The sequence below is a fragment of the Sulfurospirillum deleyianum DSM 6946 genome (assembly GCF_000024885.1).
Lineage (GTDB): Bacteria > Campylobacterota > Campylobacteria > Campylobacterales > Sulfurospirillaceae > Sulfurospirillum > Sulfurospirillum deleyianum.
The window spans coordinates 1-22,417 of sequence record NC_013512.1; the positions used below are offsets into that span (position 1 = coordinate 1).

The 22,417-nt window shown below is 37.4% G+C and carries 20 protein-coding genes, 1 tRNA gene and 1 other RNA gene; 13 read left to right on the top strand and 9 right to left on the bottom strand.

Features of this window, described 5'->3' with window-relative positions; translation table 11 throughout:
• The first annotated feature begins 35 nt into the window (after window positions 1-35).
• Window positions 36-650 (top strand): FAD-dependent thymidylate synthase, encoded by a 615-nt coding sequence (thyX, locus tag SDEL_RS00010; protein ID WP_012855805.1) that lies wholly within the window; start codon window positions 36-38, stop codon window positions 648-650.
• Here the strand turns inward: thyX and ruvC are convergent.
• Entirely contained in the window at window positions 647-1,120 is a 474-nt protein-coding gene (gene ruvC, locus SDEL_RS00015) for a crossover junction endodeoxyribonuclease RuvC (protein WP_012855806.1), read from the bottom strand. The genes thyX and ruvC overlap by 4 nt on opposite strands.
• 156 nt (window positions 1,121-1,276) lie before the next feature.
• Here ruvC and dnaA point away from each other — a divergent pair, with 156 nt between their 5' ends.
• The 6 genes from dnaA (at window position 1,277) to SDEL_RS00045 (ending at window position 9,170) form a co-directional block, all read left to right on the top strand.
• The gene (gene dnaA, locus SDEL_RS00020) at window positions 1,277-2,602 is read left to right on the top strand and encodes a chromosomal replication initiator protein DnaA (protein WP_012855807.1); all 1,326 of its coding nucleotides are present in this window, start codon (window positions 1,277-1,279) and stop codon (window positions 2,600-2,602) included.
• 155 nt (window positions 2,603-2,757) lie between these two features.
• Complete coding sequence (dnaN, locus tag SDEL_RS00025; protein ID WP_012855808.1) at window positions 2,758-3,825, top strand: DNA polymerase III subunit beta; 1,068 nt, start codon at window positions 2,758-2,760, stop codon at window positions 3,823-3,825.
• A 30-nt stretch (window positions 3,826-3,855) separates the two neighbouring features.
• The gene (gyrB, locus tag SDEL_RS00030; RefSeq protein WP_012855809.1) at window positions 3,856-6,168 is read left to right on the top strand and encodes a DNA topoisomerase (ATP-hydrolyzing) subunit B; all 2,313 of its coding nucleotides are present in this window, start codon (window positions 3,856-3,858) and stop codon (window positions 6,166-6,168) included.
• The gene (locus tag SDEL_RS00035; protein ID WP_012855810.1) at window positions 6,168-7,583 is read left to right on the top strand and encodes a GGDEF domain-containing protein; all 1,416 of its coding nucleotides are present in this window, start codon (window positions 6,168-6,170) and stop codon (window positions 7,581-7,583) included. Before gyrB ends, SDEL_RS00035 begins: the two co-directional genes overlap by 1 nt.
• Window positions 7,570-7,965 (top strand): preQ(1) synthase, encoded by a 396-nt coding sequence (gene queF, locus SDEL_RS00040; RefSeq protein ID WP_012855811.1) that lies wholly within the window; start codon window positions 7,570-7,572, stop codon window positions 7,963-7,965. The genes SDEL_RS00035 and queF overlap by 14 nt, the downstream gene beginning before the upstream one ends.
• Window positions 7,959-9,170, top strand: coding sequence for an HD domain-containing protein (locus tag SDEL_RS00045; RefSeq protein ID WP_012855812.1), 1,212 nt, complete (start codon window positions 7,959-7,961; stop codon window positions 9,168-9,170). The genes queF and SDEL_RS00045 overlap by 7 nt, the downstream gene beginning before the upstream one ends.
• A gap of 129 nt (window positions 9,171-9,299) precedes the next feature.
• On the opposite strand, the gene ffs is transcribed toward SDEL_RS00045, so the two are convergent.
• Window positions 9,300-9,397, bottom strand: an RNA gene (gene ffs, locus SDEL_RS11740) — signal recognition particle sRNA small type.
• 51 nt (window positions 9,398-9,448) lie between these two features.
• Here ffs and SDEL_RS00050 point away from each other — a divergent pair.
• On the top strand, window positions 9,449-10,123 hold the full coding sequence (locus SDEL_RS00050; RefSeq protein ID WP_012855813.1) for a uracil-DNA glycosylase: 675 nt from the start codon (window positions 9,449-9,451) through the stop codon (window positions 10,121-10,123).
• Entirely contained in the window at window positions 10,108-11,061 is a 954-nt protein-coding gene (mutY, locus tag SDEL_RS00055; RefSeq protein ID WP_012855814.1) for an A/G-specific adenine glycosylase, read from the top strand. Before SDEL_RS00050 ends, mutY begins: the two co-directional genes overlap by 16 nt.
• Window positions 11,062-11,352: 291 nt before the next feature.
• Here mutY and SDEL_RS00060 read toward each other — a convergent pair whose 3' ends face one another.
• Window positions 11,353-12,540: a multidrug effflux MFS transporter gene (locus SDEL_RS00060; RefSeq protein WP_012855816.1), complete on the bottom strand. Its 1,188-nt coding sequence runs from the start codon at window positions 12,538-12,540 to the stop codon at window positions 11,353-11,355.
• A gap of 150 nt (window positions 12,541-12,690) precedes the next feature.
• Window positions 12,691-13,347, bottom strand: coding sequence for a GntR family transcriptional regulator (locus SDEL_RS00065; protein ID WP_012855817.1), 657 nt, complete (start codon window positions 13,345-13,347; stop codon window positions 12,691-12,693).
• 128 nt (window positions 13,348-13,475) lie between these two features.
• Here SDEL_RS00065 and SDEL_RS00070 point away from each other — a divergent pair, with 128 nt between their 5' ends.
• Window positions 13,476-14,129, top strand: coding sequence for a hypothetical protein (locus SDEL_RS00070; RefSeq protein WP_012855818.1), 654 nt, complete (start codon window positions 13,476-13,478; stop codon window positions 14,127-14,129).
• 10 nt (window positions 14,130-14,139) lie between these two features.
• Complete coding sequence (locus tag SDEL_RS00075; RefSeq protein WP_012855819.1) at window positions 14,140-14,769, top strand: tetratricopeptide repeat protein; 630 nt, start codon at window positions 14,140-14,142, stop codon at window positions 14,767-14,769.
• Between the two features lie 10 nt (window positions 14,770-14,779).
• On the opposite strand, the gene SDEL_RS00080 is transcribed toward SDEL_RS00075, so the two are convergent.
• From SDEL_RS00080 to SDEL_RS00100, 5 genes are all read right to left on the bottom strand, one after another.
• Window positions 14,780-14,867 (bottom strand) — tRNA-Ser (locus SDEL_RS00080).
• An 84-nt stretch (window positions 14,868-14,951) separates the two neighbouring features.
• Window positions 14,952-16,025, bottom strand: a complete 1,074-nt coding sequence (locus SDEL_RS12335; protein ID WP_012855820.1) for a methyl-accepting chemotaxis protein — start codon at window positions 16,023-16,025, stop codon at window positions 14,952-14,954.
• Window positions 16,026-16,238: 213 nt separating this feature from the next.
• Window positions 16,239-16,715 (bottom strand): cheVAW transcriptional regulator CheQ, encoded by a 477-nt coding sequence (gene cheQ, locus SDEL_RS00090; RefSeq protein WP_012855821.1) that lies wholly within the window; start codon window positions 16,713-16,715, stop codon window positions 16,239-16,241.
• On the bottom strand, window positions 16,716-18,299 hold the full coding sequence (locus tag SDEL_RS00095) for an aspartate:alanine exchanger family transporter (RefSeq protein WP_041666195.1): 1,584 nt from the start codon (window positions 18,297-18,299) through the stop codon (window positions 16,716-16,718). It abuts the gene before it with no gap.
• 111 nt (window positions 18,300-18,410) lie between these two features.
• Window positions 18,411-19,619, bottom strand: a complete 1,209-nt coding sequence (locus tag SDEL_RS00100) for an OprD family outer membrane porin (RefSeq protein ID WP_012855823.1) — start codon at window positions 19,617-19,619, stop codon at window positions 18,411-18,413.
• Between the two features lie 177 nt (window positions 19,620-19,796).
• Between SDEL_RS00100 and nikA the strand changes: the two genes are divergently transcribed.
• Window positions 19,797-21,416, top strand: a complete 1,620-nt coding sequence (gene nikA / locus SDEL_RS00105) for a nickel ABC transporter substrate-binding protein (RefSeq protein WP_012855824.1) — start codon at window positions 19,797-19,799, stop codon at window positions 21,414-21,416.
• 63 nt (window positions 21,417-21,479) lie between these two features.
• Window positions 21,480-22,415, top strand: coding sequence for a nickel ABC transporter permease subunit NikB (gene nikB, locus SDEL_RS00110; protein ID WP_012855825.1), 936 nt, complete (start codon window positions 21,480-21,482; stop codon window positions 22,413-22,415).
• Window positions 22,416-22,417 lie beyond the last annotated feature (2 nt).

Here is a 22,417-nt window from a genome sequence, read left to right on the forward strand (position 1 = left end):
AAAATGAGTCCCAAAAAAATAAGGGACTCATTGACATGAATGTAACACTCAATCACTACACTCCCCTTCTCGTTTGCGCTGATGCCATTCGCACGTGTTGGCAAAGTTTTGATAAAAGCGATGAGGGTGGCGAAAAAGATAAAGAGCTTATTGACCGCGTAGGCAATAAATTTAAACACGCTTCAACCTTAGAACATTTGGTTTATAACTTTTACATTGAAGGTATTTCTCGTGCCTTGCTTCAAGAACTCTCCCGTCACCGTATGGCATCACTCTCCGTTAAATCCACACGCTATACCCTTAAAGAATTAAAACATGAAGAGAGCTTTACATGTAAAGATGTGAAGCGTGCTGAAAAGTACCTTGTTTTAACAGGTGTTGAGATGGTTGATGAAATGAGCATTAAAGCACTTGAAAACCTTCGTTTGGTGCTTGTTGAAGGTATTAGCAACGATAAAGCCAAATACTGCCTTCCAGAGAGTTATAAGACAGAACTCACATGGACGATTAATGCCAGAAGCCTCCAAAATTTTCTAACCCTCAGGAGCGATAAAAGTGCGCTTTGGGAAATTCAAAATCTAGCCCATGCACTTTATAATGCCCTTCCAGAAGAACATACTTATTTGTTTAGTATTAAAGAGCCTTCTTAATCCACTTTTATCCTTTGGGCATGTGTGATAGCAATAGCTATGGCATCCGTAATGTCCAAAGGCTTTATCTCTTGTTTAATACCTAAAATTTTTTTTACCATAAAAGCAACTTGCTCTTTAGCAGCTTTTCCATTGCCTGTGACTGCCTTTTTGACCTGAAGGGGAGTATATTCACTAAAATTCCCTTTAACTTGTAAAATTTTAAGGCTTAAAGCGCCACGAAACTGGGCTAATTTAAGTACTGTTTGAGGGTTATACGCATAAAAAATATCTTCAATAGCAACCTCATCAATTTCATGGTGTTTAAAGAGTACATCAAGTCCTTCTACTAATTCCATAATCTGATGTTGCAAAATTTTTTCTTTGATTTTAATGAGTCCTGCTTCGACTAAAACCAGTCTATTTTTTTCCTTTCTTAAAATCGAATAACCACAATTTCGCGTACCTGGATCGATGCCTAATATCGTCACTTTTTTCCTTTATTCACAGGTTATTTCACAGGGTGAATAACTTTTTTCACATTATACAAAGAACCGCTTTAACGTCTAACTAATAATAGTTTAGCTAAAATAAAACAAACTTATTCACAGGTTATTCACAGGGTGAAAATTTTTTAAGGAGTCTGTTTGTTAGCCGATAATATCCTCGAACTTTTAAAAGAAGAGATTTCTTCTTTAGAATATGATCGCTATATTAAACAACTCAAATTCAATGAAAAAGCTTCTAACTCAGACCAAATGATTTTTGTAGCACCCAATATTTTAATTGCCAACTGGGTAAAAACAAAATACGCTGAAAAACTAGCACATCTTTTTGAACTGAAAACAGGAAAAAAACCTGAAATAAAAATTGTGCTCAAAGAACACCTCAAAAGTACTAAAACAAAATCAAGTTCTACTGAAATTTTAGAATCCATTAAAAGTACAAAAAACACCATTTTAAACCCTTCTTACACCTTTAATAGCTTTGTGGTGGGAAGTTCTAACCAATATGCCTATACCGCTGCAAAATCCGTTGCAGAAAAACCAGGTGTGATGTATAACCCTGTTTTTATTTATGGACCAACTGGACTTGGAAAAACACACTTGATTCATGCTATTGGAAACTACGCTCAAAGCAAGGGAAAAATTGTCATTTATGCGACTATTGAGCAATTTATGAATGATTTTACCTATAATCTTCGCAACCAATCTATGGAAAGATTTAGAGAAAAATACCGTAGTTGTGATGTTTTACTCATTGACGATACCCAATTTTTATCCAATAAAATTCAAACACAAGAAGAATTTTTTCATACCTTTAATGAACTTCACTCAGCGGGTAAACAAATTGTTTTAACTTCCGATAAACCACCTAAAATGATTAATGGCTTAGAAGATAGACTTAAAAGCCGTTTTGAATGGGGTTTAATTGCTGATGTTGGTTTGCCTGAACTTGAAACGAAGATTGCTATCATTAAAAAGAAGTGTGAACTCGATGGTATTAATCTTAATAGTGATATTGTCAATTATATTGCCTCAAATATGGGTGATAATATTCGTGAAATTGAGAGTGCTATTATTAACCTCAATGCCTATGCCTTATTAATGCGTCAAGACATTACCCTTGAATTTGCTAAAAATGTTATGCGTGAACAGATTAAAGAACGTAAAGAAAATATTAGCCTTGAGGATATTATTCAAATTATTGCTAAAGATTTAAATATCAAACCCAGTGAAATTAAATCAACCAAACGTAGCAAAAATATCGTAGAAGCTAGACGTATTGGCATTTATTTAGCACGAACACTAACACCTAATTCCATGCCTTCACTAGCATCCTACTTTGGAATGAAAGATCATACCGCAGTCTCTCATAATATTAAAAAAATTAATGAGCTTATTGAGACCAATGAATCATTTAAACTCAAAGTAGAAGATTTAAAAAATAAAATTTTAACCAAAGAAAAATAAAAAGTTTTAATCAAAAATGTGACCAAATGTGAAAAAGTACTTTCTCTTTTTTCACTGGTTTTAGCCCTAGTTTTAGGTATAATGTTGATGTTTTCACGAATTCAACCTAACCTACTACTTCAACTATTTTAATTAAATAACTAAAAGGGGATTTTATGAAAGTTTCAATCAAAAAAAGCATTTTAGAAACAATGCTACTCAATGTTCAACCCTACCTAGAAAAAAAAGATTTAAGTCAAATTACATCGCATGTTTTTTTAGCAATAGAAAATGAACATTTTGTTCTTAAAGCAACGGATTATGAAATTGGCTTAACCTATCATACCTCTGAAATTAAAATAGCTTCTTTTGGAGATGGAACAGCCAATGGTAAAAAATTATTAGATATTGTTAAAAGTCTAAAAGATGATGAAATTATTTTAGAAACGATTAATGATTATTTATATATTAAACAAAATAGTTCAAAATTTAAACTTCCTATGTTAAATCCTAATGATTTTCCTTTGTTTCCTACCATTGAGAATAAACCAAAATTTAATATTAATAGTACAACCCTAGTACGTTCTATTAAAAAGATAGCCCCTGCTATTGACACCAATAATCCAAAATTTGAACTCAATGGTTCATTAATTGATATTAAAGATAACACCATTAATCTTGTTGCAACCGATACAAAACGTTTAGCGATTGTCACACTTCAACAAGAGACAACAGAAAATTTTTCATTTATTATTCCTAAAAAAGCAATCAGTGAAATTCAAAAACTCTTTTTTGATGATATTGAAATTTTTTATGATGAAAATACACTCATTGCACAATCTAATCACTTTACATTTTATACAAAACTGATTAATGGAAAATTTCCAGATTACGCACGAATTATTCCTAAAAACAAAAACTATACAATTTTATTAACACGAGAATTTATGATAGAGTCCATTAAACAGATTTCTATTATTTCACCTGAAATTAAAATTACATTTAAAGCAGAAAAAATTATTTTTGAGAGCCTCAATGATGACAATATTGAAGCAAAAACAGAAGTTGATTTTGAAACAGGGTTACAAAATGAAATTTATTTAGCGGTCAATAGCCGTTATCTTTTAGATTTTTTATCCAACATTGAAAACAGCAACTTTACTTTAGGTTTTAATGACAGTGGTTTACCTTTTACTTTAGAGAGTGAAAATTTTATGACCATTGTTATGCCTATTATGATTTAAAACTAACGACAAATAAAAAGCGGAGACATTATGAGCAATTACGGTGCAGACAATATTAAAGTTCTAAAGGGCCTTGAAGCCGTTCGAAAACGACCTGGTATGTATATTGGTGATACGAATATCAATGGTTTACACCACTTAATTTACGAAGTTGTTGATAACTCTATCGATGAGGCAATGGCAGGCTATTGTACAAATATTAAAGTAGAATTAACACGTGAAGGTTCAGCAATTATTACCGATAACGGAAGAGGAATTCCTGTTGGTTGGCATGAGGGTGAAAATATGTCAGCGGCAACGGTTGTTTTAACGGTTCTTCATGCGGGTGGAAAATTTGATAAAGATACCTATAAAGTTTCAGGTGGTTTACATGGTGTGGGTGTTTCTGTTGTTAATGCCCTTTCATCAAAACTCGTCGCTACAATTAAACGTGAAGGCAATGAACATCGTCAAGAATTTGCATGTGGTATTCCTGTAACACCTTTAGATGTTGTAAAAACTACCAATCGTACAGGTACAATCATAGAGTTCTGGCCTGATGCAACTATTTTTGAAACCACAGAATTTCAATTTGAAATTTTAGCCACACGTTTTCGTGAACTAGCCTATCTCAATCCAAAAATTACGATTGAACTTAAAGACCAACGTGATGGACGTACTGAATTGTATCATTTTGAAGGTGGTATTAAACAGTTTGTTTTAGATTTAAATAAAAAAGAAAAAGTTGCTGAAGCAGTGCATTATACTGCGAGTGTTGAGGATGTTGAAATTGATATTGCCATGATGTATAACTCAACCTACAGTGAAATTCTTTACTCATTTGTTAATAACATTAAAACGATTGATGGTGGAACGCATGAAAGTGGTTTTCGTGCGGGTCTAACACGTGCCATTACCAATTACATCTCTTTAAATGCAGGCGTTCGTGAAAAAGACTCAAAAATCACAGGAGATGATGTTCGTGAGGGTTTGATAGCCATTGTCTCTGTTAAAGTCCCTGAGCCTCAATTTGAGGGTCAAACAAAGGGTAAATTAGGTAGTTCTTATGTAAAACCTATTGTTCAAAAGTTGGTGTATGAACAGTTAGTAAAATATTTTGAAGAAAATCCTATCGAAGCTAAAGCCATTATGAACAAAGCACTTATGGCAGCAAGAGGGAGAGAAGCCGCTAAAAATGCACGTGATCTAACCCGTAGAAAAGATGCTATGAGTATTGGAACACTGCCTGGAAAGTTGGCGGATTGTCAAAGTAAAGACCCTTCTGTCTGTGAACTTTATCTTGTTGAGGGCGATAGTGCGGGTGGTTCTGCAAAACAGGGTCGTGATAGAGTTTTTCAAGCGATTTTACCTCTTAAAGGTAAAATTCTCAATGTTGAAAAAAGTCGTTTAGATAAGATTTTAAAATCTGATGAAATTAAAAATATGATTACAGCCCTAGGATGCGGTATTGGGGATGAATTTAACGAAGAGAAACTGCGTTACCATAAACTCATTATTATGACCGATGCGGATGTTGATGGAAGCCATATTCAAACCCTTCTTTTAACGTTTCTTTTCCGTTTTTTACGTCCGATTGTGGATAATGGTTATGTTTATCTAGCGCAACCGCCACTCTATCGTTATAAAAAAGGTAAAAAAGAGATTTACCTTAAAGACGATACTGAAATGAATGCTTTTTTAATTGAATCAGGCATGGATAGCATCGATATTGAAGGAATTGGTACCAATGACTTAATTGATTTCTTTAAAATTATTTCGGCGTACAGAGGCATTTTAAAAGAGCTTGAAAAACGTTTTTCAATGATTGAAGTGGTGCGTTATTTAATTGAAAATCCTGATTTGATTGGGCTTTCTTCTCAAGAGCTTTTTGGTTCCATTCAGAGTTATATTCAAAATTTAGGATATAACATTTTAAATCATTATGTTAATGAAGAGAGCATTCATCTTTTTATTCAAACTAAGGATGGACTTGAAGAGTTACTCTTAGATGAGAGTTTTTATACCAATCCACTTTATGAAGAGGCACGTTATATTTTTACCAAAATTCAAGAACGTGATTTTGATGTTTTTGATGGACGTGATCCGATTGATGTGTTGGATGAAATTGAAAAAAGTGCTAAAAAAGGTGCGTATATTCAACGTTATAAAGGTCTAGGTGAGATGAACCCTGAACAACTTTGGGAAACAACGATGAACCCTGAAAATCGAAGACTTTTACAAGTAAAAGTTGAAGATGCGGAAATTGCAAGTGATACCTTTACACTCTTTATGGGCGATGAAGTTGAACCGCGCCGTCAATACATTCAAGACCATGCTAAAGATGTTAAACATTTGGATGTTTAATGCTCTATTCTGAGAAAAAGGAGCGGGAGAGCCGATTTATTACAGCATTAAAAATCGTTTTTCCTCTCCTGCTTCTTATTGGCATTTTTTTTCATTCATTTTCTCTTTTTCCCTACACTTCAATCAACTTTTTTTTGTTGATTTTGTTGATTCCTATTTATGTTTATTACACGGTTTATTTGATTTATTATGGGTTTCAAACCACTTTAATTGATCCGATTACTAAAACATTCACACGCAATGAAATCCTCTTAAAAATCAAAAAAAATAAAGACCCAAAATCGTTGATTATTCTTTTACATGTAAACAATTTAAACGATATTAATGAGCGTTATGGCATTGCCAATGGGGATTTGATTTTGCGAGCTTTAATCAAACAATTAGAACTTTTTTTAGAAGAGTATCGCTATAAAAATATTGCTATTGGTAGGTATAGCCATGATAGTTTTTTATTTTTAGTGAATGCTTCTTCCCAAGAATTTAAACATCTTTTTACGATTTTTACCAAACGTATTCAAAACAATGGTTTACAAAATATTGAAGTTAAACTCTCATTTTCGCTCTTAGAAGCACAGTATGAGACCAATGTTCCCTATGTAATTGAGAGACTTTTTATGTTAATTGAAAAAAATCAAGTTGATAAAGAAGTTTTACCTCACATTCAACTGCACACCTTTAAAAAAAATCTTAGCCATGCCTTTCGCCATGATGGTATTGCTTTTAAGTATCAACCTGCTTTACATGTAAAAGAAGAAAAAACAACACTCTTTGAGGTTTTAACACGTATTTATACAGAAGATTATGGTATTTTTACCAAAGGAAATATCCAAAATATTGCGAATCGTATGGGTTTAGAACGTGCTTTAGATGAACAGATTATTGCTTCATTACTTGCAAAAATTGATCCTTTTTTACCTAAAAAAGAGTTTCTACTTAGCCTTGAAATTTCACCTGTTACTCTTCGAAATAGTAAATTTAAACACTATCTTTTAAACCTTTTTAAACAAAAAGAGTTGCATCCTAATCGTTTTATTCTTGAAATTGTAGAAGAAAAGAGTTATGAAGAGATACAGCGTTTTAAAGAGATTATTGAGAGTTATCAAGAAGTGGGATTTAAAATAGCATTGGGAAATTTTGGAGGTAATAATTGTGGATTTGAATACCTCAAATATTTGCCCATTGATTTGATTAAATTTGACATTGAATTTACCAAAAAAATTGAAGATGTCAAATACCAAAAACTCTTAAAATCTTATATTGACCTTGCTAAAAGTCTTCAGGTGCAAACTATGGTAAAATTCGTGGATAAAGAGAGTACATTGAAGCTGATTAAAGCTTGTGAGCCTGATTTTATTCAAGGTTTTTGTATCTCTAAACCCAAAAGTATAAAGGAATTTAACGATGAAGTATGGTGAAAAAATTATTACAGAATTTGATGTGGAAAAAGATTTGGAAATTTGGCCTAATCAGCATAAAAAAAACTATGTGATTAAACTCACATTACCAGAATTTTGTTGTTTGTGCCCACGCAGTGGCTATCCTGATTTTGCGACAATTTATATTGACTATATTCCTAATGAACTAGTGGTGGAGCTTAAAGCAATTAAACTCTACATCAATAGCTTTATGAATCGCAACATCAGCCATGAAAATTCTGCCAATGAAATTTATGACCTTTTAGATAAAAAACTCAAACCCAAATGGCTTAAAGTGGTTGCTGATTTTAATCCACGAGGCAATGTGCATACGGTCATTGAAATTGACTCAAAATTGGTTAGAAACGAAACGTCATGTTAAACCCAAAACTCATCGAGCAGTTCTTTGGAGCTGCTTCCATTCAGCGTTGGAATGATTACCCACGCATGGTGGAATTGGTGGAGCTGGATAAACAAGCGCATAAGTTTATTATCGCTTATTTTATTGCCAAAATGGAACCTGAGGGCAGTGTCAATATGCGCTCCTTGATTGAAGCGGGAATTTTTGAATTTTTACGTCGTGTTGTGGTGACCGATATTCGCCCTGATGTTTTTCGAAAAGCGCTTCAAAAAAAAGAGAAAGAGATCAATTCATGGGTACTTTCACAGCTTTATGATTCATTGAGTGAAATTGAAGGTGGGGCGTTTTATCAGCGTTTTGAAACGTATATTAATGATAATTCTATGTATAAAAAAGAGCGTTTTATCCTCAAAGCGGCTTCGTATATGGCAACCCGTTGGGAGTTTTCCATTGTCTATCAGACCAGTCAATTTTTAAGCAATATTGACCGTGTAAAAGAGGCGGTGGAAGAAGAGATTGAGGATTATTACGAACTCATTAGTGTACGCAAAATGGCGATGAATAAAAAAATCTCTAAAATTGTTGATTTAAGCGGACGCCTTCGTTTTCAAAAACGCTGGGCGCAAACGCCTCGTATTCCTGAAACTTCGGTGTTGGGACATATGCTGATTGTCGCCATTTTGGGCTATTTTTACTCGCTTTTTATCAAAGCGTGTGATCAAAGGCTGGTGAATAACTTCTTTTGTGCCCTTTTTCACGATTTTCCTGAAGCGCTGACCCGTGACATAATCTCCCCTGTTAAGTATTCGGTGAGTGGGTTGGATGATATTATCAGTGAATTTGAAATTAAGATGATTGAAGAGGAAATATTGCCTTATCTTCCTGAGGGGCTTTTAAAAGAGTTTAAATACCTGCTTGGACTTTATGGGGATCATCAAAAAAATGAGTTTTTAAATCGGATTTATGAGCAAGAAATCGAAGCGGTGGAAGATGTTTCTTTGTATAATGAAGATAAATTTAATGCCATTGATGGAAAAGCGCTTAAAAATTGTGATAATTTGGCCGCCTTTATTGAGGCAACCCTTTCCATTTCGCATGGGGTGAAGTCTAAAGAGTTGATTCAAGGCAAAGAGCACATTTTAAAGAAGCTCAAAGAAAAAGGGAAAATTGGAAAGGCTGATTTTTATGGATTGGCTGTGGAGTTAGAAGAGTATTTTGGAGTATAAAATAAGTTCTGCCTCGTATGAGGCTAGCTTTTCATAGAAACATCGAGCTTAGCTCTTGTTTTGTGCCTAGTGCAACGTAGCTTTTTTGGCTTTGCTAAAGAAGCGTGTAAAAATAGCTTTTGTAAAAACCCTCTTCCAGATGACTGCGGCACACACCTAATAAAAGTGCTCTGCTGTGTTCCCACCCTGAAGCGATGCTCTTAAAAGACATTGCACAGGTCTAGAAGAAGGCGAAGCGTATTTTACCTAAAAATGCTTAAAAAAAGTAGAGGATATTGATGATAGAGCCAAAAATTGAAGAGAGTTGGAAAAAAGTTCTGTTTGATGAGTTTCAAAAACCCTATTTTGAAGCACTTAAAACCTTCTTAATGGAAGAAAAAAAGCACCATACGATTTATCCCAGCGGAGCCAATATCTTTGCAGCGTTCAATCATACTCCCTTTGAGCGTGTCAAAGTGGTCATTTTAGGGCAAGACCCTTACCATGGAGCAGGACAAGCACACGGGCTCTCCTTTTCAGTGCAAGAGGGTGTGCCTCATCCACCCTCTTTGCAAAATATTTTCAAAGAGTTACGAGATGATATAGGGTGTGACATTCCTAAAAATGGGACACTCACTTCATGGGCAGACCAAGGTGTTTTTTTAATCAACGCCGTTTTAACAGTACGCTCAAGTGAAGCCAATTCGCACAAAGGACGTGGATGGGAGACGTTTACCGATACGGTGATTAAGACTTTGAGCGATGAAAAAGAGCATGTCGTCTTTATTTTGTGGGGAGCACCTGCTGGAGCGAAAGCTTCGCTCATTGATAGCAAAAAACATCTCATTTTAAAAGCACCTCACCCTTCACCGCTTTCAAGTTATCGTGGTTTTTTTGGCTCAAAGCCCTTTTCAAAAAGCAACGCTTATCTGATTGAACATGGAAAAACACCCATAAAATGGGCATTGCATTAAGTGTCAAAGATGCCATTTATGTATGGTATCAAGAAAATGGTCGTCATGACTTACCGTGGCGGCAAACCAGTGATGCGTATAAAATTTACCTCAGTGAAATTATGCTTCAACAAACACAGGTTAAAACCGTGCTGGAGCGCTTTTATTTTCCTTTCTTAGAACGCTTTCCCACGTTAAAAAGTGTTGCTGAGGCTCCTTTGGATGATGTTTTAAAAATGTGGGAGGGGCTTGGGTACTACACAAGGGCGAAAAATCTTCATCATACCGCTTTTACATGTAAAGGTATTTTGCCTCGTAGTCCTGAAGAGTTAGGTGGACTTAAGGGCATTGGCAAAAGTACGGCACACGCCATTTGTGCCTTTGCGTATCATGAGCCACTTCCTATTTTAGATGCCAATGTCAAGCGGGTTTTGTGTCGTTATTTTGCGATAAGCGTAAAAGATGAAAAAGTGCTTTGGGAAAGGGCGTGGGAACTTTTACATGTAAAATATCCCTATGAGCATAATCAAGCGATGATGGACATTGGTGCGCTTGTTTGTACACCCAAAAATCCGCAGTGTGACGCCTGTCCTTTAGCTTTTACATGTAAAGGTAAACATGCGCCTCAACTTTATCCACAACCTGTCAAAAAAGCCAAAGTGCCTACCAAAAAACGCTTTGCTTTGGTGTGTGAGCGTGAGGGAAAGTTAGGACTGATTCAACGAAAAGAGAAATTGCTTCATGGGCTTTGGGGATTTATACAGGTCGATGAAAAACCAGAGGGTATTTTTTTAGGAAAAGTAGAACATACGTACAGCCATTTTAAATTGGAACTGGATGTTTTTAAACCCTCTTTACATGTAACGATAGAAAACTATTTTACATGTAAAGAGATAGAACATTTAGCGCTTTCTACGGTGGATAAAAAAATTCTCAAACTCTTAAATTCAAAAAAATGATTTTTTTCCTCGAACGCTTAAAACTTTCTAAAGCACTACCCTGTGGTGGCTCCTAAGCCTTTTAGCCTCTTCTAAACTTAAGACAATTTTAAGAATATCTAAAAAATTAAGTTTCATATAAGTCTTTTTTGTTAAGGTGAAAAAGAGAGAAAAATCTCTCTTAACTTAATTTTACCTTAGGAATAACAATGAAAGAGGTCAAGATTGAGCTAAAAAATGTGTATAAAATTTTTGGAAATTCACCTAAAAAAGCACTCTCACTTTTGAAATTTACAAAAAGTACACCTTCTTTTAGGCACTTTTAATATGGTGGCGAGGCGCATAGCCTCTGCTTCCTGTAAGGAGTAAAATAATCCCACACAAGCTTACACTCATCATAACCGTGGTAATGGGAAAAAGGGTTCCATCATGAAAAGAGCTGGCAACAAATCCCATGAGAGCACCCACACTGTACTGTAAAACGCCTATGATGGCATTGGCAGAAGCGCTAATGGTGGGAAAAAATTCTAAGGTTAAGGCAATGGAATTTGAAAAGATAAAGCCTAAAATGCCAATGTAAAGTCCAATGAGTGGAAAAATAAGATAGAGCGAGCCATCTTGGAATGTAAAGAGCAAAATACCTAAAAGGGCTTGTACACTCATACCAAAACGCAGTAAAGAGAGTGGTTCTCTTCTTTTGACCAGTGAAGCGTTAAGCCATCCAAAAAACATCATCATTGTGACATTACTTGAAAAAAAGAGTGCAAATTGTGCCGCAGAGAGTTGAAAATGTTCCATATAGATAAAGGAAGAAGAGGTAATAAAGGTATACATTCCCGATGTACACAAAATTTGAGAAATAACAAAAACCATTGCCAATTTATGACTTAAAACGGTTTTATAGTTTTGAATGGGTGTTATTTTAGTGCGGATTTGTTTGGTTTTTGGAAAGCAAAAGAGATAAACTCCTAGCGTGATAAGGGTGTAACTTCCCAACCCAATAAAAATCGCTTCCCAATCTAAAAGTTTTAAAATGGCAGAACCTAATGTAGGTGCTAAAAGTGGTGCCATGAGCATAATCATTGAAATCATCGAAAAAATACGAGCACTCTCTTTGCCGTCAAATTTATCACGTACAATAGCCGAAACATTGACCGTTGCAACTCCTCCACCAAAGGATTGAAGCGCACGTAAAATCCAAAACATTTCGATACTATTGGCAATAGAGAGCATAAAACTGCTGAGTGCAAAAACGCTTAATCCTATAAGAATCATCGGGCGTCTGCCATAAGCATCTGAGATAGGTCCTCCAAAAAGCTGACCCATTGCCATACCAAAAAAGTAGAGGCTAAGACTAAACTCAACATGGGGAATCGCACTGTGAAGGTCAAGCGCAATGGCAGGAAATGCAGGTAAGTACATATCAATCGCAAGGGGTGTAATCGCAGAAAGGGAGGCAAGGATGAGAACAATCTGCCGTTCTGTCAGTGTATGGGGCATTAAAAACTCTTTACATTAATCTTTTAAAATTATAGGTAAAAAATTTAAATGTGCTGTTAATATGAAATGTTACATGTAAAAAGAAAGATTTAAGAGTTTAGGGAATTTCAGGTAAAAAGAGTGTGAGGTGCAGGTTTGGCACCTCAATGTTTAAGCATCTTTGTAGTTTTTAAGGGTGCTATTCATGCTGTAAATGATATGCTGACGCATCGTTTCACACGCACCTTCATACTCTTTTTTCTCTAATTGTTCTATGATTTTTTCATGGTCGCCAAATGAGATAGTCGCATACTCTTGTGCGGTTACTAAACGATTCATGGAAAGACCATTCCAAAGTAAGGAGAGAAAATATTTGAGTTTTTCGCTGTCCGCTGCCTCCCAAATGGTCATGTGAAAGGCTTGGTTGGCGAGATTGTAGGCCTCAGTATCCCCATTTTCTTTGGCACGTCTGCCTTGTTCATTCACTTTTTTAATGGCTTTAAGCGTCTCCTCGTTCATGCGTTCACACGCACGTTTAAGGGCTTCAGTCTCAAGTAAAATGCGCATCTCATAATGATCTTTAATGGCTTCAACCGATATACCTTTCACAATCGCACACCGATTTTGGCGTAACTCCAAAAGTCCCTCAGCCGCTAAAATCTGAAATGCCTCACGTACAGGCGTGCGTGACATACCCACTTGCTCTCCTACGCTATCAAGCGTGATGGATTGCCCTGGGGCAATACCACCTGAAAGAATGGAGGATCGCAACATAGAAGCCACTTGTTCACGAGCGGGCAACATGTGTACTTTTTGAAGATTGATCATACGATACTCTCTTTCTTAATCTTTTATTTAGTATAGCACGACAAAGCCTATCTTTTCAAGAATTCTATTTTACATGTAAAAACTTTATAGCTTCGTGGGTGTATAATGCACGAAAAGGAGATTTTCATATGAAAGCTGTAGGTATGATTTTTGCCTTGCTTGTGATTTTTGTAGGGTGTTCAGAGCCTTCAAACGTACGCAATGAAAACGTAGACGTTGTTTATCAAAAACGTATTGAAGCGTTGCTGTTAAAAGGGCATCATTCGTCACATTCGTACGAGCCTCTTGTGTGGAAAAAACTTCATAGTAGTGAGGTTGTTTCAAAGCGTATTGGCAAGCGAGCGCTTTTTATTCAACACCGTTTTAGAGAGAAAAATATTTATAAAGGAAGTCTTGAAAAAGAGAGTGTTTACTTTATAGGAGATGGAACGCCTTCGTTGATGTTTGATTTTGATGTGAAAAAAGCCTTTGATGCGTTTATCTCGAATCCTACGATACAAAAACTCTTTGCCTCTTCTATTTGGAATTTAGAATCTTTACATGTAAACTATCAGCAAAGCGCTTCCAATAAGGCTTCAAAAGAAGTAGTCAAAGATTTTATCTACTCGATTCGGCATTACAGTAAAGAGGATTTGTCGTACTTAGAAGAGGAAATTTCAAAAGCGTATATGCCTTTGTCGATAGCAAACACTATGGCACTTTTTATGAGTATGCGCCTTTTTCCTGAGTTGTTAGAAGAGTTGTTATTTGATGAAGTCATTTATACAGGAACATATAAATAAAGGAGCAGTAATGCGAAAGATAGTTTGTGCGTTTATATGTATGGTGTTAGGATTTAGTTTTTCGTATGCAGATGATTTGATGGAAGGACTTGGTGCATACGAGCGTCAGGATTTTGTAAAAGCGGCAGAATATTTTGAGGCTTCATGCGCCAATGGAAATGCTGAAGCGTGCTATAACCTTGCCAATATGTACGATGTGGGTTTGGGTGTTTATAAAAATGATACGAAAGCCATTGAATTTTTAAATCGTGCTTGTGAAGGGGGCATGTTGGATGCGTGTTACAATTTAGGCGTGATGTTTGAAGATGGCGAGGGTGTCTCCAAAGATGCTATAAAAGCCTTTACCCTGTTTTATAAAACGTGTGAAAGTGGGCATACTAGAGGGTGTTATAGCGTGGCGTTGATGTACTATAAAGGGCAAGGGGTTCAGCAAAATTATGCTAAAGCCTTTGAGTTATTTGAAAAAACCTGCAACGAGGGGTATGAAAAAAGTTGCTACAATTTAGGCGTCATGTACCGCAACGGACAAGGGGTTCAAAAAGATTTAAACAAGGCACTCACACTGTATCAAAAAGCATGTGAGCAAGGACTCTCTATTGCATGTGATAAATATGGAAAACTAAAGAGTGAGATGCAGTAAGAAGAATGACTGGCAGAGAGGAAGGGATTCGAACCCTCGGTGAGTTGCCCCACACACGCGTTCCAGGCGTGCTCCTTCAACCGCTCGGACACCTCTCTATAATTGAAGAGTGGAAGTATAACTATTTTGTGCTTATTTGAGGATTAATGGTCTTTACATGTAAAACCATTAATCCATTTGCATTAGGATTTGCGAATCGCTTTAAAACCTTCAATAAGTTTTTCAAAACCCACTTTACTGGAATTTTCGACCATTCTAAAGGTTTGAATTCCCTCTTGTTCATTGCCACCTGTTGCGAAAATATCAATCGCTTTTTTCAGCCCATCGTGTACTTTCATATGATGGTCATTGACTTCATTGATAGTCGTTGGATTTAAGCGGTGATTAATGGTGCCAAACCATTTTCCAAAACGGCAGGCTGTGTGTGCCATAATGTCACTTCGTTTATGCTCTAAAGCGGCATTGTAGCCTTTGAGTTTGAGTAAGATATGGTCAATTTTTCCATTGCTAATAGAAATTTCATTGGTAACATTGTCACATTTATTGGTAATGCTTGTGGCATTTGCGAGCATGGTGTGAATTTCGGTTGAAAAAGCGTTGAGCGTTGCCATAGAGCTTTGTGACTCTTTTTGGAAGGTTTCGCTGGTATCTGCCATGGAGTTGGCATTTTGTTTGAGAATGCTAATGTTGGATTCGACTTCAAGAGTCGCTTTTTGGGTGCGTTCTGCGAGTTTTCGAACCTCATCAGCAACTACGGCAAAGCCCCTTCCATGTTCACCCGCACGTGCGGCTTCAATAGCGGCATTAAGGGCTAAAAGATTGGTTTGGTCAGAAATGTCTTTAATAAGATTGATAATGTCCGAAATAGCTGAAACGCTGGAGGAGAGATTTTCCACATCACGGGTAAAATCTTGCGTGAGGACTTGAATTTTTTCCAAAGAGCACACAATGTCACTGGTCTGTTTCTCGACATTTTGACCGCCTTTTGTGGAAGCATCGTTGAGGGTGTTAATTTCACCGAGCATTGTCAAACTCTCTTCAATGGTATTTTGAAGAAAGTTCATACCATCTTCATAACTGACGAGTAACATTGAGAGTAAAGCTTCTTTGGTTGTGTCGGTTTTGACCTCTTCACGGAATGAGGTTTGGGTTTGTGTGTAACGTAGGGATTCTAGCTCTTTTTCTTTGTCGTTAAGGGCAATTTTAAGTGCCTCATTTTCACGTTCTAATTCGGCGATACGTTTTCCACCAAACATGGGATTCTCCTTACTAAAATAATAGACTTCTTTCATAACCCATTGAAAAAAGAGTATCGCTTATAGCACATCACTTTTTAAAACTAAAAACATCGCCATAGCTACGCGGCTATGACTCAATTTTGAGTTTTAAAAATTAACGCACTCTAAACAAACTCTTCATCTTTTCAAGGGTTATGAAAGAAGTCTAATGCGTGATTATAGCAAAGAAGTTTAATAATATCCCACGCAAATACCATGGCTGAGTTGAATTTTTTTTTCAAAGGGAGAGGGTCCAAAATATTTGCATTTTTCGATATAAATGTGGTAATTATAGTTTAGATTTAAGTCGTCATAAAATTTTTTGAGATTGACAAACTTGACATCGCAGACATCTATAATGTCTAGGGCTTTATAGATGCATGAGTTGTTTTTCTCGATAAGATGAGAGGGAGCAAGTCCTGTGTATTTGCAGAAGGCTTGGGATTGTACCATGCCTGTAAGGTCGGTGCACTCTTTGAGAATGGCTTTATAACGAGGCAAAATGCTCTCTTTGCGTAAAAAAACCACCCTCGCATCATCAAATTTTGCCGCTTCGACATTTTTCCAGTAACGGTAGGCATTGGATGAAATCCCAGCTTTCAAGCTAAACTCCTTGTTTAAAACATAGTTGTTTAGCCAATGATTATGCGTAAGAATTTGCATCTGCATTTACATTATCTTCATGCCTAATTGTGCAAGGACGATGACCAAAACCAGTCCTAGAGGATAAACCGCCGCATAGGCGATGGAAGGGTAGTCCGTTTTGGTCATATTGTTTGCCATCGTTAAAGAAGGTGTAGAGGTCATAGCCCCTGAGAGAACACCCAAAATATCGATGAAATTCATCTTTAAAATGACTTTACATGTAAAGGCAACAAGCCCCAGTGAAACGACAAGCGCACCCAACGCAATGGCGATGGGTAAAAAGCCGTTATTGTGCAAAGATTCGAGCAGGTATTTTCCCGCATTGGTTCCTAGGGTTGCGATAAAGATGAGCTGTCCGAGTGTCTTTAGAAGCGTGGTTGAGTGCGGTGAAAGGTTCCACACAATCGGTCCTACACGCCCCAAACGTCCTAACACCAACGCTGTAATTAAAATGCCCCCAACGAAGCTGAGTTTAATGGCGCCTACTCCTGGAATAAAGAAGGGAATGCTTCCCAGCAAAATACCCAAAACAACCCCTAAGGAGATGGGTAAAAAGTCTGCGGCTGGGTATTTTAATAAATCATTACCAATGAATTTGGTTACTTTTTCAACGTACATTTCAGGGGCAACGACATAGAGTTTATCGCCAAGGCGTAAGGTTAAGTTTGGATAAGAGGGAATGTCAATACCCGCACGTCTCACTTTCGTGATCACCGTACGCAAAGACTTTAGCTCTTTAATCATACCTATTTTTTTACCTACAATTTCTTTGTTGGTGGTAAGAAGCCTAAGCACTGCCATATCGTCTTTAAAGACATGTTCTTCCCCTATCTCTTGTCCTAATACAATGCTTAAGTTGGCCAGTTGCTCATCGGTTCCTGCCACACGGATGACATCGCCAAAATGCAAGATAGCATCATCGTCATCGTGTTCTACGGTGCCATCTAAACTCATCCGCTCAATAACCGTAGCAGTCATCGCTTCGATTTTGGATTTTTTAATCTCACTGGTTTTAAAATTTTCATTGGTAATGCGAAAATTTCGGGTGTGAATGTCAGGAAAACGAGTTTTTTGTGCTGCTTCATACGCCTCAACCTCTTTTTGTAAATCCACACGAAAGAGCACGGGTAAAAAACGCATAAACAAAACGGTCACCACAATACCAAAAGGATAGACCAAACCAAACATCACTGAAGTGGTTGCGGTATTTTTAATCTCAAGGGCGGCAGCGAGGGCTGGAACAGAGGTCAATGCTCCTGCAAAAATACCATCAGTAATGGTGCGAGGCATCTTAAAGATATATCCGCAGGTAAAAATAATAGCAAAAAGCATCAGCAAAAGCACCACAGCGATAAGGTTAAATTTGAGTCCTTCATTTTTGATGGTGTCAAAAAAACCAGGACCTGACTGAAGTCCCACGGCGTAGATAAAAATCGCCAAACCAAAGTACTGAAACGCATCAGAAATAACCATACCATAATGCCCCGCAATGAGTGCGACAATCAGCATGGCAGTTACGTCTAAAGAGAAGCCTTTAATTTTAATATTGCCTAAGATGTATCCCACTGAGATGATGGCAAAAAGGTAGAAAATTTCGTTATTTATCATTGACATGTAAGCCTTAAAAAAGTTGAGTGATTATATCGCATTTGTTTTTAAGCTTACATGTAAAATCTCTCAGAGGAGTGAAAAAAGTCACTCCTGTGCCTAGAAAGGTACTTAGAATTTATAAGAGCCTTTAAAGCGGAATTGGTCGCCATCGGCGTCTTGACCAATCGTTTCGTATTGTGCGACAACACTTAAGCCTTTAAGTGCTCCATTAAAGCTGTAAGAGGCGTAAAAACCTGTGTAAGAGACGTCAGCGTCGGCTGCAAAATTGGCATCGTGTGTGGTTGTAACATACACCGTACCAATATGGGCGGAAGGATTGATTTTGTAATCCAAACCTGCTGCATAGGCTTTCATATCAGCATAGTAACTGTATGAACCGATGATGGAAGCTGTATAGATAAGGTCTGTACCATTGCCCGCACCATGGAGTAATTGACCCATTGGGGTGTTATCATCATCGGAGATTTTAGAGTAAGCAATATAACCACTAAGGTCTGCATAACTTGCCCCCGCTTTTAGACCATAGCCAGCGATAGAGTCATCTTCGCCTGCACTGACAGAGCCATAGTCATTGAACCAGTATTGAGCGCCTAGGTTATAACCAAATACACCTATTTTATTGGCATAGAGGGCTTCAAGGTTGTAAATATTGAGGTTAGAATTTAGCGTGTTGTCATCGTTCATGTATGCCCATGCACCTGTGAGGGTGAGTCCCGCAATAGATTTGTTAATCGCATAAAGAGAGTACATTCCATCGTAATAATCTTCAAACTCGCCAATGTCGCCATCTCGGTTGGTACGTGCTTGAAATTTGTCGATGTAAACTGCACCTAAAGTGGTATCAGGAATATCTTTGTTGGTAATAAGCGCTCCCTCAAAGGACTCACGAATGAGGCGTGAGCCACTGCCTGCAATGAGCGGTGTTCCCATATACATACGCCCTACTTTGACATCGGTTTTACCTAAAGCATACGCAAGATAGGCTTCAGAGAGTTGTGCCCCTTGCGCCCACATATCTTTTTTAAACATCGTTTTGCCATCATCATCCACGAACGGCGTTGCGCTCGATTGAAACGTAGCACCTGCTCTAAATCCCATAAAGCTATCGGTGACGTAGTTAAGCATTAAACCTGTGGCAAAAATATCTTCATGCCCTTTGTGGTCATTGGGGATATCTTTGCTAAAATAGTAGGCACGAATCTCCCCTGCTACTTTACCGTTTTTAAACGCATCTTCAAGATTGTCTGCTGCAAAAGCGTTGTTTGAAAGCGTAGCAAGTGCCGCCATAGCCACTAAACTTAAACGTGAAAATTTCATATATTCTCCTAAAATATTGATAATAAAAATCAAATAATACATTTGAAGAGCTTAATTTTTCTTGGTTTTTATTTTTTTATTATCAATAATTATTACGTTTGACTTGATAATCATTTTTATGTTAGGATTCTATTTGATTTTTGTTATCAAAAAAATAGTTTTGACGAAAGGGTTTGCATGAAAAAAATCGGTTTAGCGATTTTAGCGTTAGTGGTCATTGGTGTGGGCTTTTACTTCTCTTCACCCAAAGAAGAGCCAAAAGCAGAAGCGCCAAAAAAGAGTGAGCAGGTAGTTACATTTGCCAATTTTAGAGATATTAGGGATTTAAATCCGCATTTGTACAGTGGTGAGTTGTACGCTCAAAATATGTTGTTTGAATCGTTGGTACATATTGCTAGTGACGGTAAAATTGAGCCGTGGTTAGCGACTGAATGGAAGATTTCAGATGAGGGAAAAACCTATGTGTTTAAACTGCGTGAAGATGTCTCATTTTCAGATGGCGAAAAGTTTAACGCCAAAGCTGCCAAAGCCAATTTCGATGCGATTTTAAGCAACATTAAACGCCACGGATGGTTAGAGTCTGTACGTTTGATGGACGCAATTAATCAAAAAGGTGGCGAAGCGGTACAAGCCAGTGGTGAGTATGAGCTGACCCTTAAACTCGATGCTCCTTATTACCCACTTTTAGTAGAACTTGGCGTGATTCGCCCGTTTCGTTTTATCTCTCCAAAGGCGTTTATTAATGGGACAACCAAAGATGGCGTGAGTGCTCTTAGTGGAACGGGGCGTTACGTCTTAAAAGAGAACCATAAAGATGAGTATGCGGTGTTTGAGCTCAATCCTAATTATTGGGGCAAAAAACCAGAGCTTCAAAAAGTCATTGTTAAAGTGATTCCTGATAATCAAACCCGTTTGATGGCGCTTGAAAAAGGCGAGATTGATCTTGTTTTTGGTGTCAATATGGTCGATTCAGCCGCCTACAACAAATTTGCAAATCTTAAAGGCTTTAGTAGTGCTATCTCCGAGCCTCTCTCAACCCGTATGATTTTGCTTAATACCACCGATGCCATCACGGGTGATGTGAATGTTCGTAAAGCGATTCAGCACGCAACCGATAAAGAGACGATTTCTAAAGCGATTTTTGCGGGCATTGAAAGTCCAGCTGATTTGTTGCTCTCTAAAAATACCCCTTATGCGAACATTGGATTAACTCCCTATGCATTTGATAAAGCCAAAGCGGAAGCGCTTTTAGAAGCTTCTGGTTGGATGAAAGTTGAAGGTAAAAAATACCGCCAAAAAGAAGGACGTGAATTAGCTATTACTTTAAATTACAACAGCAACAATGTCACCGATAAAACCATTGCCGAGTTTTTACAAGGAGAATTTACCAAAATTGGTATGAACCTCAACATCGTGGGTGAAGAAGAACAAGCCAATCGTGACCGTATGAAAGCAGGATCGTTTCAGATGGTGTTTAACATCTCATGGGGGATGCCATACGATCCACAATCTTTCTTAGCGGGTATGCGAAAAGTCGTTTACGGGGATTATTTGGCGCAACAAGGACTTAAAGATAAAGCCTTAATTGATGAGACCATTTTACATGCGCTTGAGAGTACGGATGAGATTAAACGTCAAGAACACTACCGTTTTGTCTTAACCAGACTTCACGATGAAGCGGTCTATTTGCCATTAACCTACGAGAGAAACCGTGCGATTTTCAACCAAAAGCTTGAAAATGTCGGCTTTGATGTCTCGAAGTATGAAGTTCCTTTTGAGCGAATGCGTGTTAAATAACCGCTCCCTAAACCCTGTGCGTTTTAGCGTACAGGGGTTTTTACATGTAAAGCAAGGAAGTGAATGAGAAATTATATTTTAAAGCGTCTATTCTTCACCCTCCCTATGATGTTAGCTATCTCGTTTATTGCGTTTGTTTTGATTAGTTTTATCCCCTCCGATCCTGCTGAAGTAGCGCTTCGGGTGAATGAAATTATTCCTACCCATGAAGCGGTGGCTTCCATGCGAGAGAGTTTAGGCTTGAATGATCCTTTTTTGGTGCGCTATGTGAATTGGCTGTATGACTGTTTGCGTTTGGATTTTGGAAGCTCTTACATCAACCACAACCGTTTGGTCTTTGATGAGATAGCAAGAAGTCTTCCTGCGACACTCAAACTGGCATTTTTCTCGTTTGTTATCGTGATTGTGGTGAGTTTTCCCATTGGTATTTTAAGTGCGGTGTTTAAAGACTCCATCACAGACAAAGTAACGCGCGTTTTTATGTTTTTATTTACCGCTATCCCTAATTATTGGCTTGGTCTTATTTTGATGTGGGTCTTTGCCATTCATTTTAATCTTTTACCCACCAGTGGCGCCACCAGTTTTGCGCACTACATCTTACCTGCCATCACGCTCTCCATGACCTATGTTTCAACCTACATTCGTCTCATTCGTAACTCCATGTTAGAAAACATGCAAGAGAACTACCTCTTTTATGCGAGGGTTCGAGGTATTAGCGAGGGGGTTATTGTTCTTAAGCACCTTTTTACCAACTCTTTGCAATCAACCATGAATGCCCTTGGTATGAGCGTGGTGCAACTTATTGCAGGAACCTTTGTCATTGAGAATATCTTTGCGATACCAGGTATTGGAAGGTTGTGTATTAGCGCAATTTTTAACCGAGATTATCCGATTATTCAAGCCTACATTTTAATGATGGGGCTGTTGTTTGTCTTTTGTAACCTCTTTGTGGACATTGTACAAACCTATTTAGACCCTAAACAGAGACGGAGCATGTAAGG

Excerpts from the sequence above, each read along its gene's own strand:
- thyX (WP_012855805.1), top strand. The coding sequence starts at position 36 with ATGAATGTAACACTCAATCACTACACTCCCCTTCTCGTTTGCGCTGAT.
- dnaN (WP_012855808.1), top strand. The coding sequence starts at position 2,758 with ATGAAAGTTTCAATCAAAAAAAGCATTTTAGAAACAATGCTACTCAAT.
- gyrB (WP_012855809.1), top strand. The coding sequence starts at position 3,856 with ATGAGCAATTACGGTGCAGACAATATTAAAGTTCTAAAGGGCCTTGAA.
- SDEL_RS00035 (WP_012855810.1), top strand. The coding sequence starts at position 6,168 with ATGCTCTATTCTGAGAAAAAGGAGCGGGAGAGCCGATTTATTACAGCA.
- queF (WP_012855811.1), top strand. The coding sequence starts at position 7,570 with ATGAAGTATGGTGAAAAAATTATTACAGAATTTGATGTGGAAAAAGAT.
- SDEL_RS00045 (WP_012855812.1), top strand. The coding sequence starts at position 7,959 with ATGTTAAACCCAAAACTCATCGAGCAGTTCTTTGGAGCTGCTTCCATT.
- SDEL_RS00050 (WP_012855813.1), top strand. The coding sequence starts at position 9,449 with ATGATAGAGCCAAAAATTGAAGAGAGTTGGAAAAAAGTTCTGTTTGAT.
- mutY (WP_012855814.1), top strand. The coding sequence starts at position 10,108 with ATGGGCATTGCATTAAGTGTCAAAGATGCCATTTATGTATGGTATCAA.
- SDEL_RS00060 (WP_012855816.1), bottom strand. The coding sequence starts at position 12,540 with ATGCCCCATACACTGACAGAACGGCAGATTGTTCTCATCCTTGCCTCC.
- SDEL_RS00065 (WP_012855817.1), bottom strand. The coding sequence starts at position 13,347 with ATGATCAATCTTCAAAAAGTACACATGTTGCCCGCTCGTGAACAAGTG.
- SDEL_RS00070 (WP_012855818.1), top strand. The coding sequence starts at position 13,476 with ATGAAAGCTGTAGGTATGATTTTTGCCTTGCTTGTGATTTTTGTAGGG.
- SDEL_RS00075 (WP_012855819.1), top strand. The coding sequence starts at position 14,140 with ATGCGAAAGATAGTTTGTGCGTTTATATGTATGGTGTTAGGATTTAGT.
- SDEL_RS12335 (WP_012855820.1), bottom strand. The coding sequence starts at position 16,025 with ATGTTTGGTGGAAAACGTATCGCCGAATTAGAACGTGAAAATGAGGCA.
- cheQ (WP_012855821.1), bottom strand. The coding sequence starts at position 16,715 with ATGCAGATGCAAATTCTTACGCATAATCATTGGCTAAACAACTATGTT.
- SDEL_RS00095 (WP_041666195.1), bottom strand. The coding sequence starts at position 18,299 with ATGATAAATAACGAAATTTTCTACCTTTTTGCCATCATCTCAGTGGGA.
- SDEL_RS00100 (WP_012855823.1), bottom strand. The coding sequence starts at position 19,619 with ATGAAATTTTCACGTTTAAGTTTAGTGGCTATGGCGGCACTTGCTACG.
- nikA (WP_012855824.1), top strand. The coding sequence starts at position 19,797 with ATGAAAAAAATCGGTTTAGCGATTTTAGCGTTAGTGGTCATTGGTGTG.
- nikB (WP_012855825.1), top strand. The coding sequence starts at position 21,480 with ATGAGAAATTATATTTTAAAGCGTCTATTCTTCACCCTCCCTATGATG.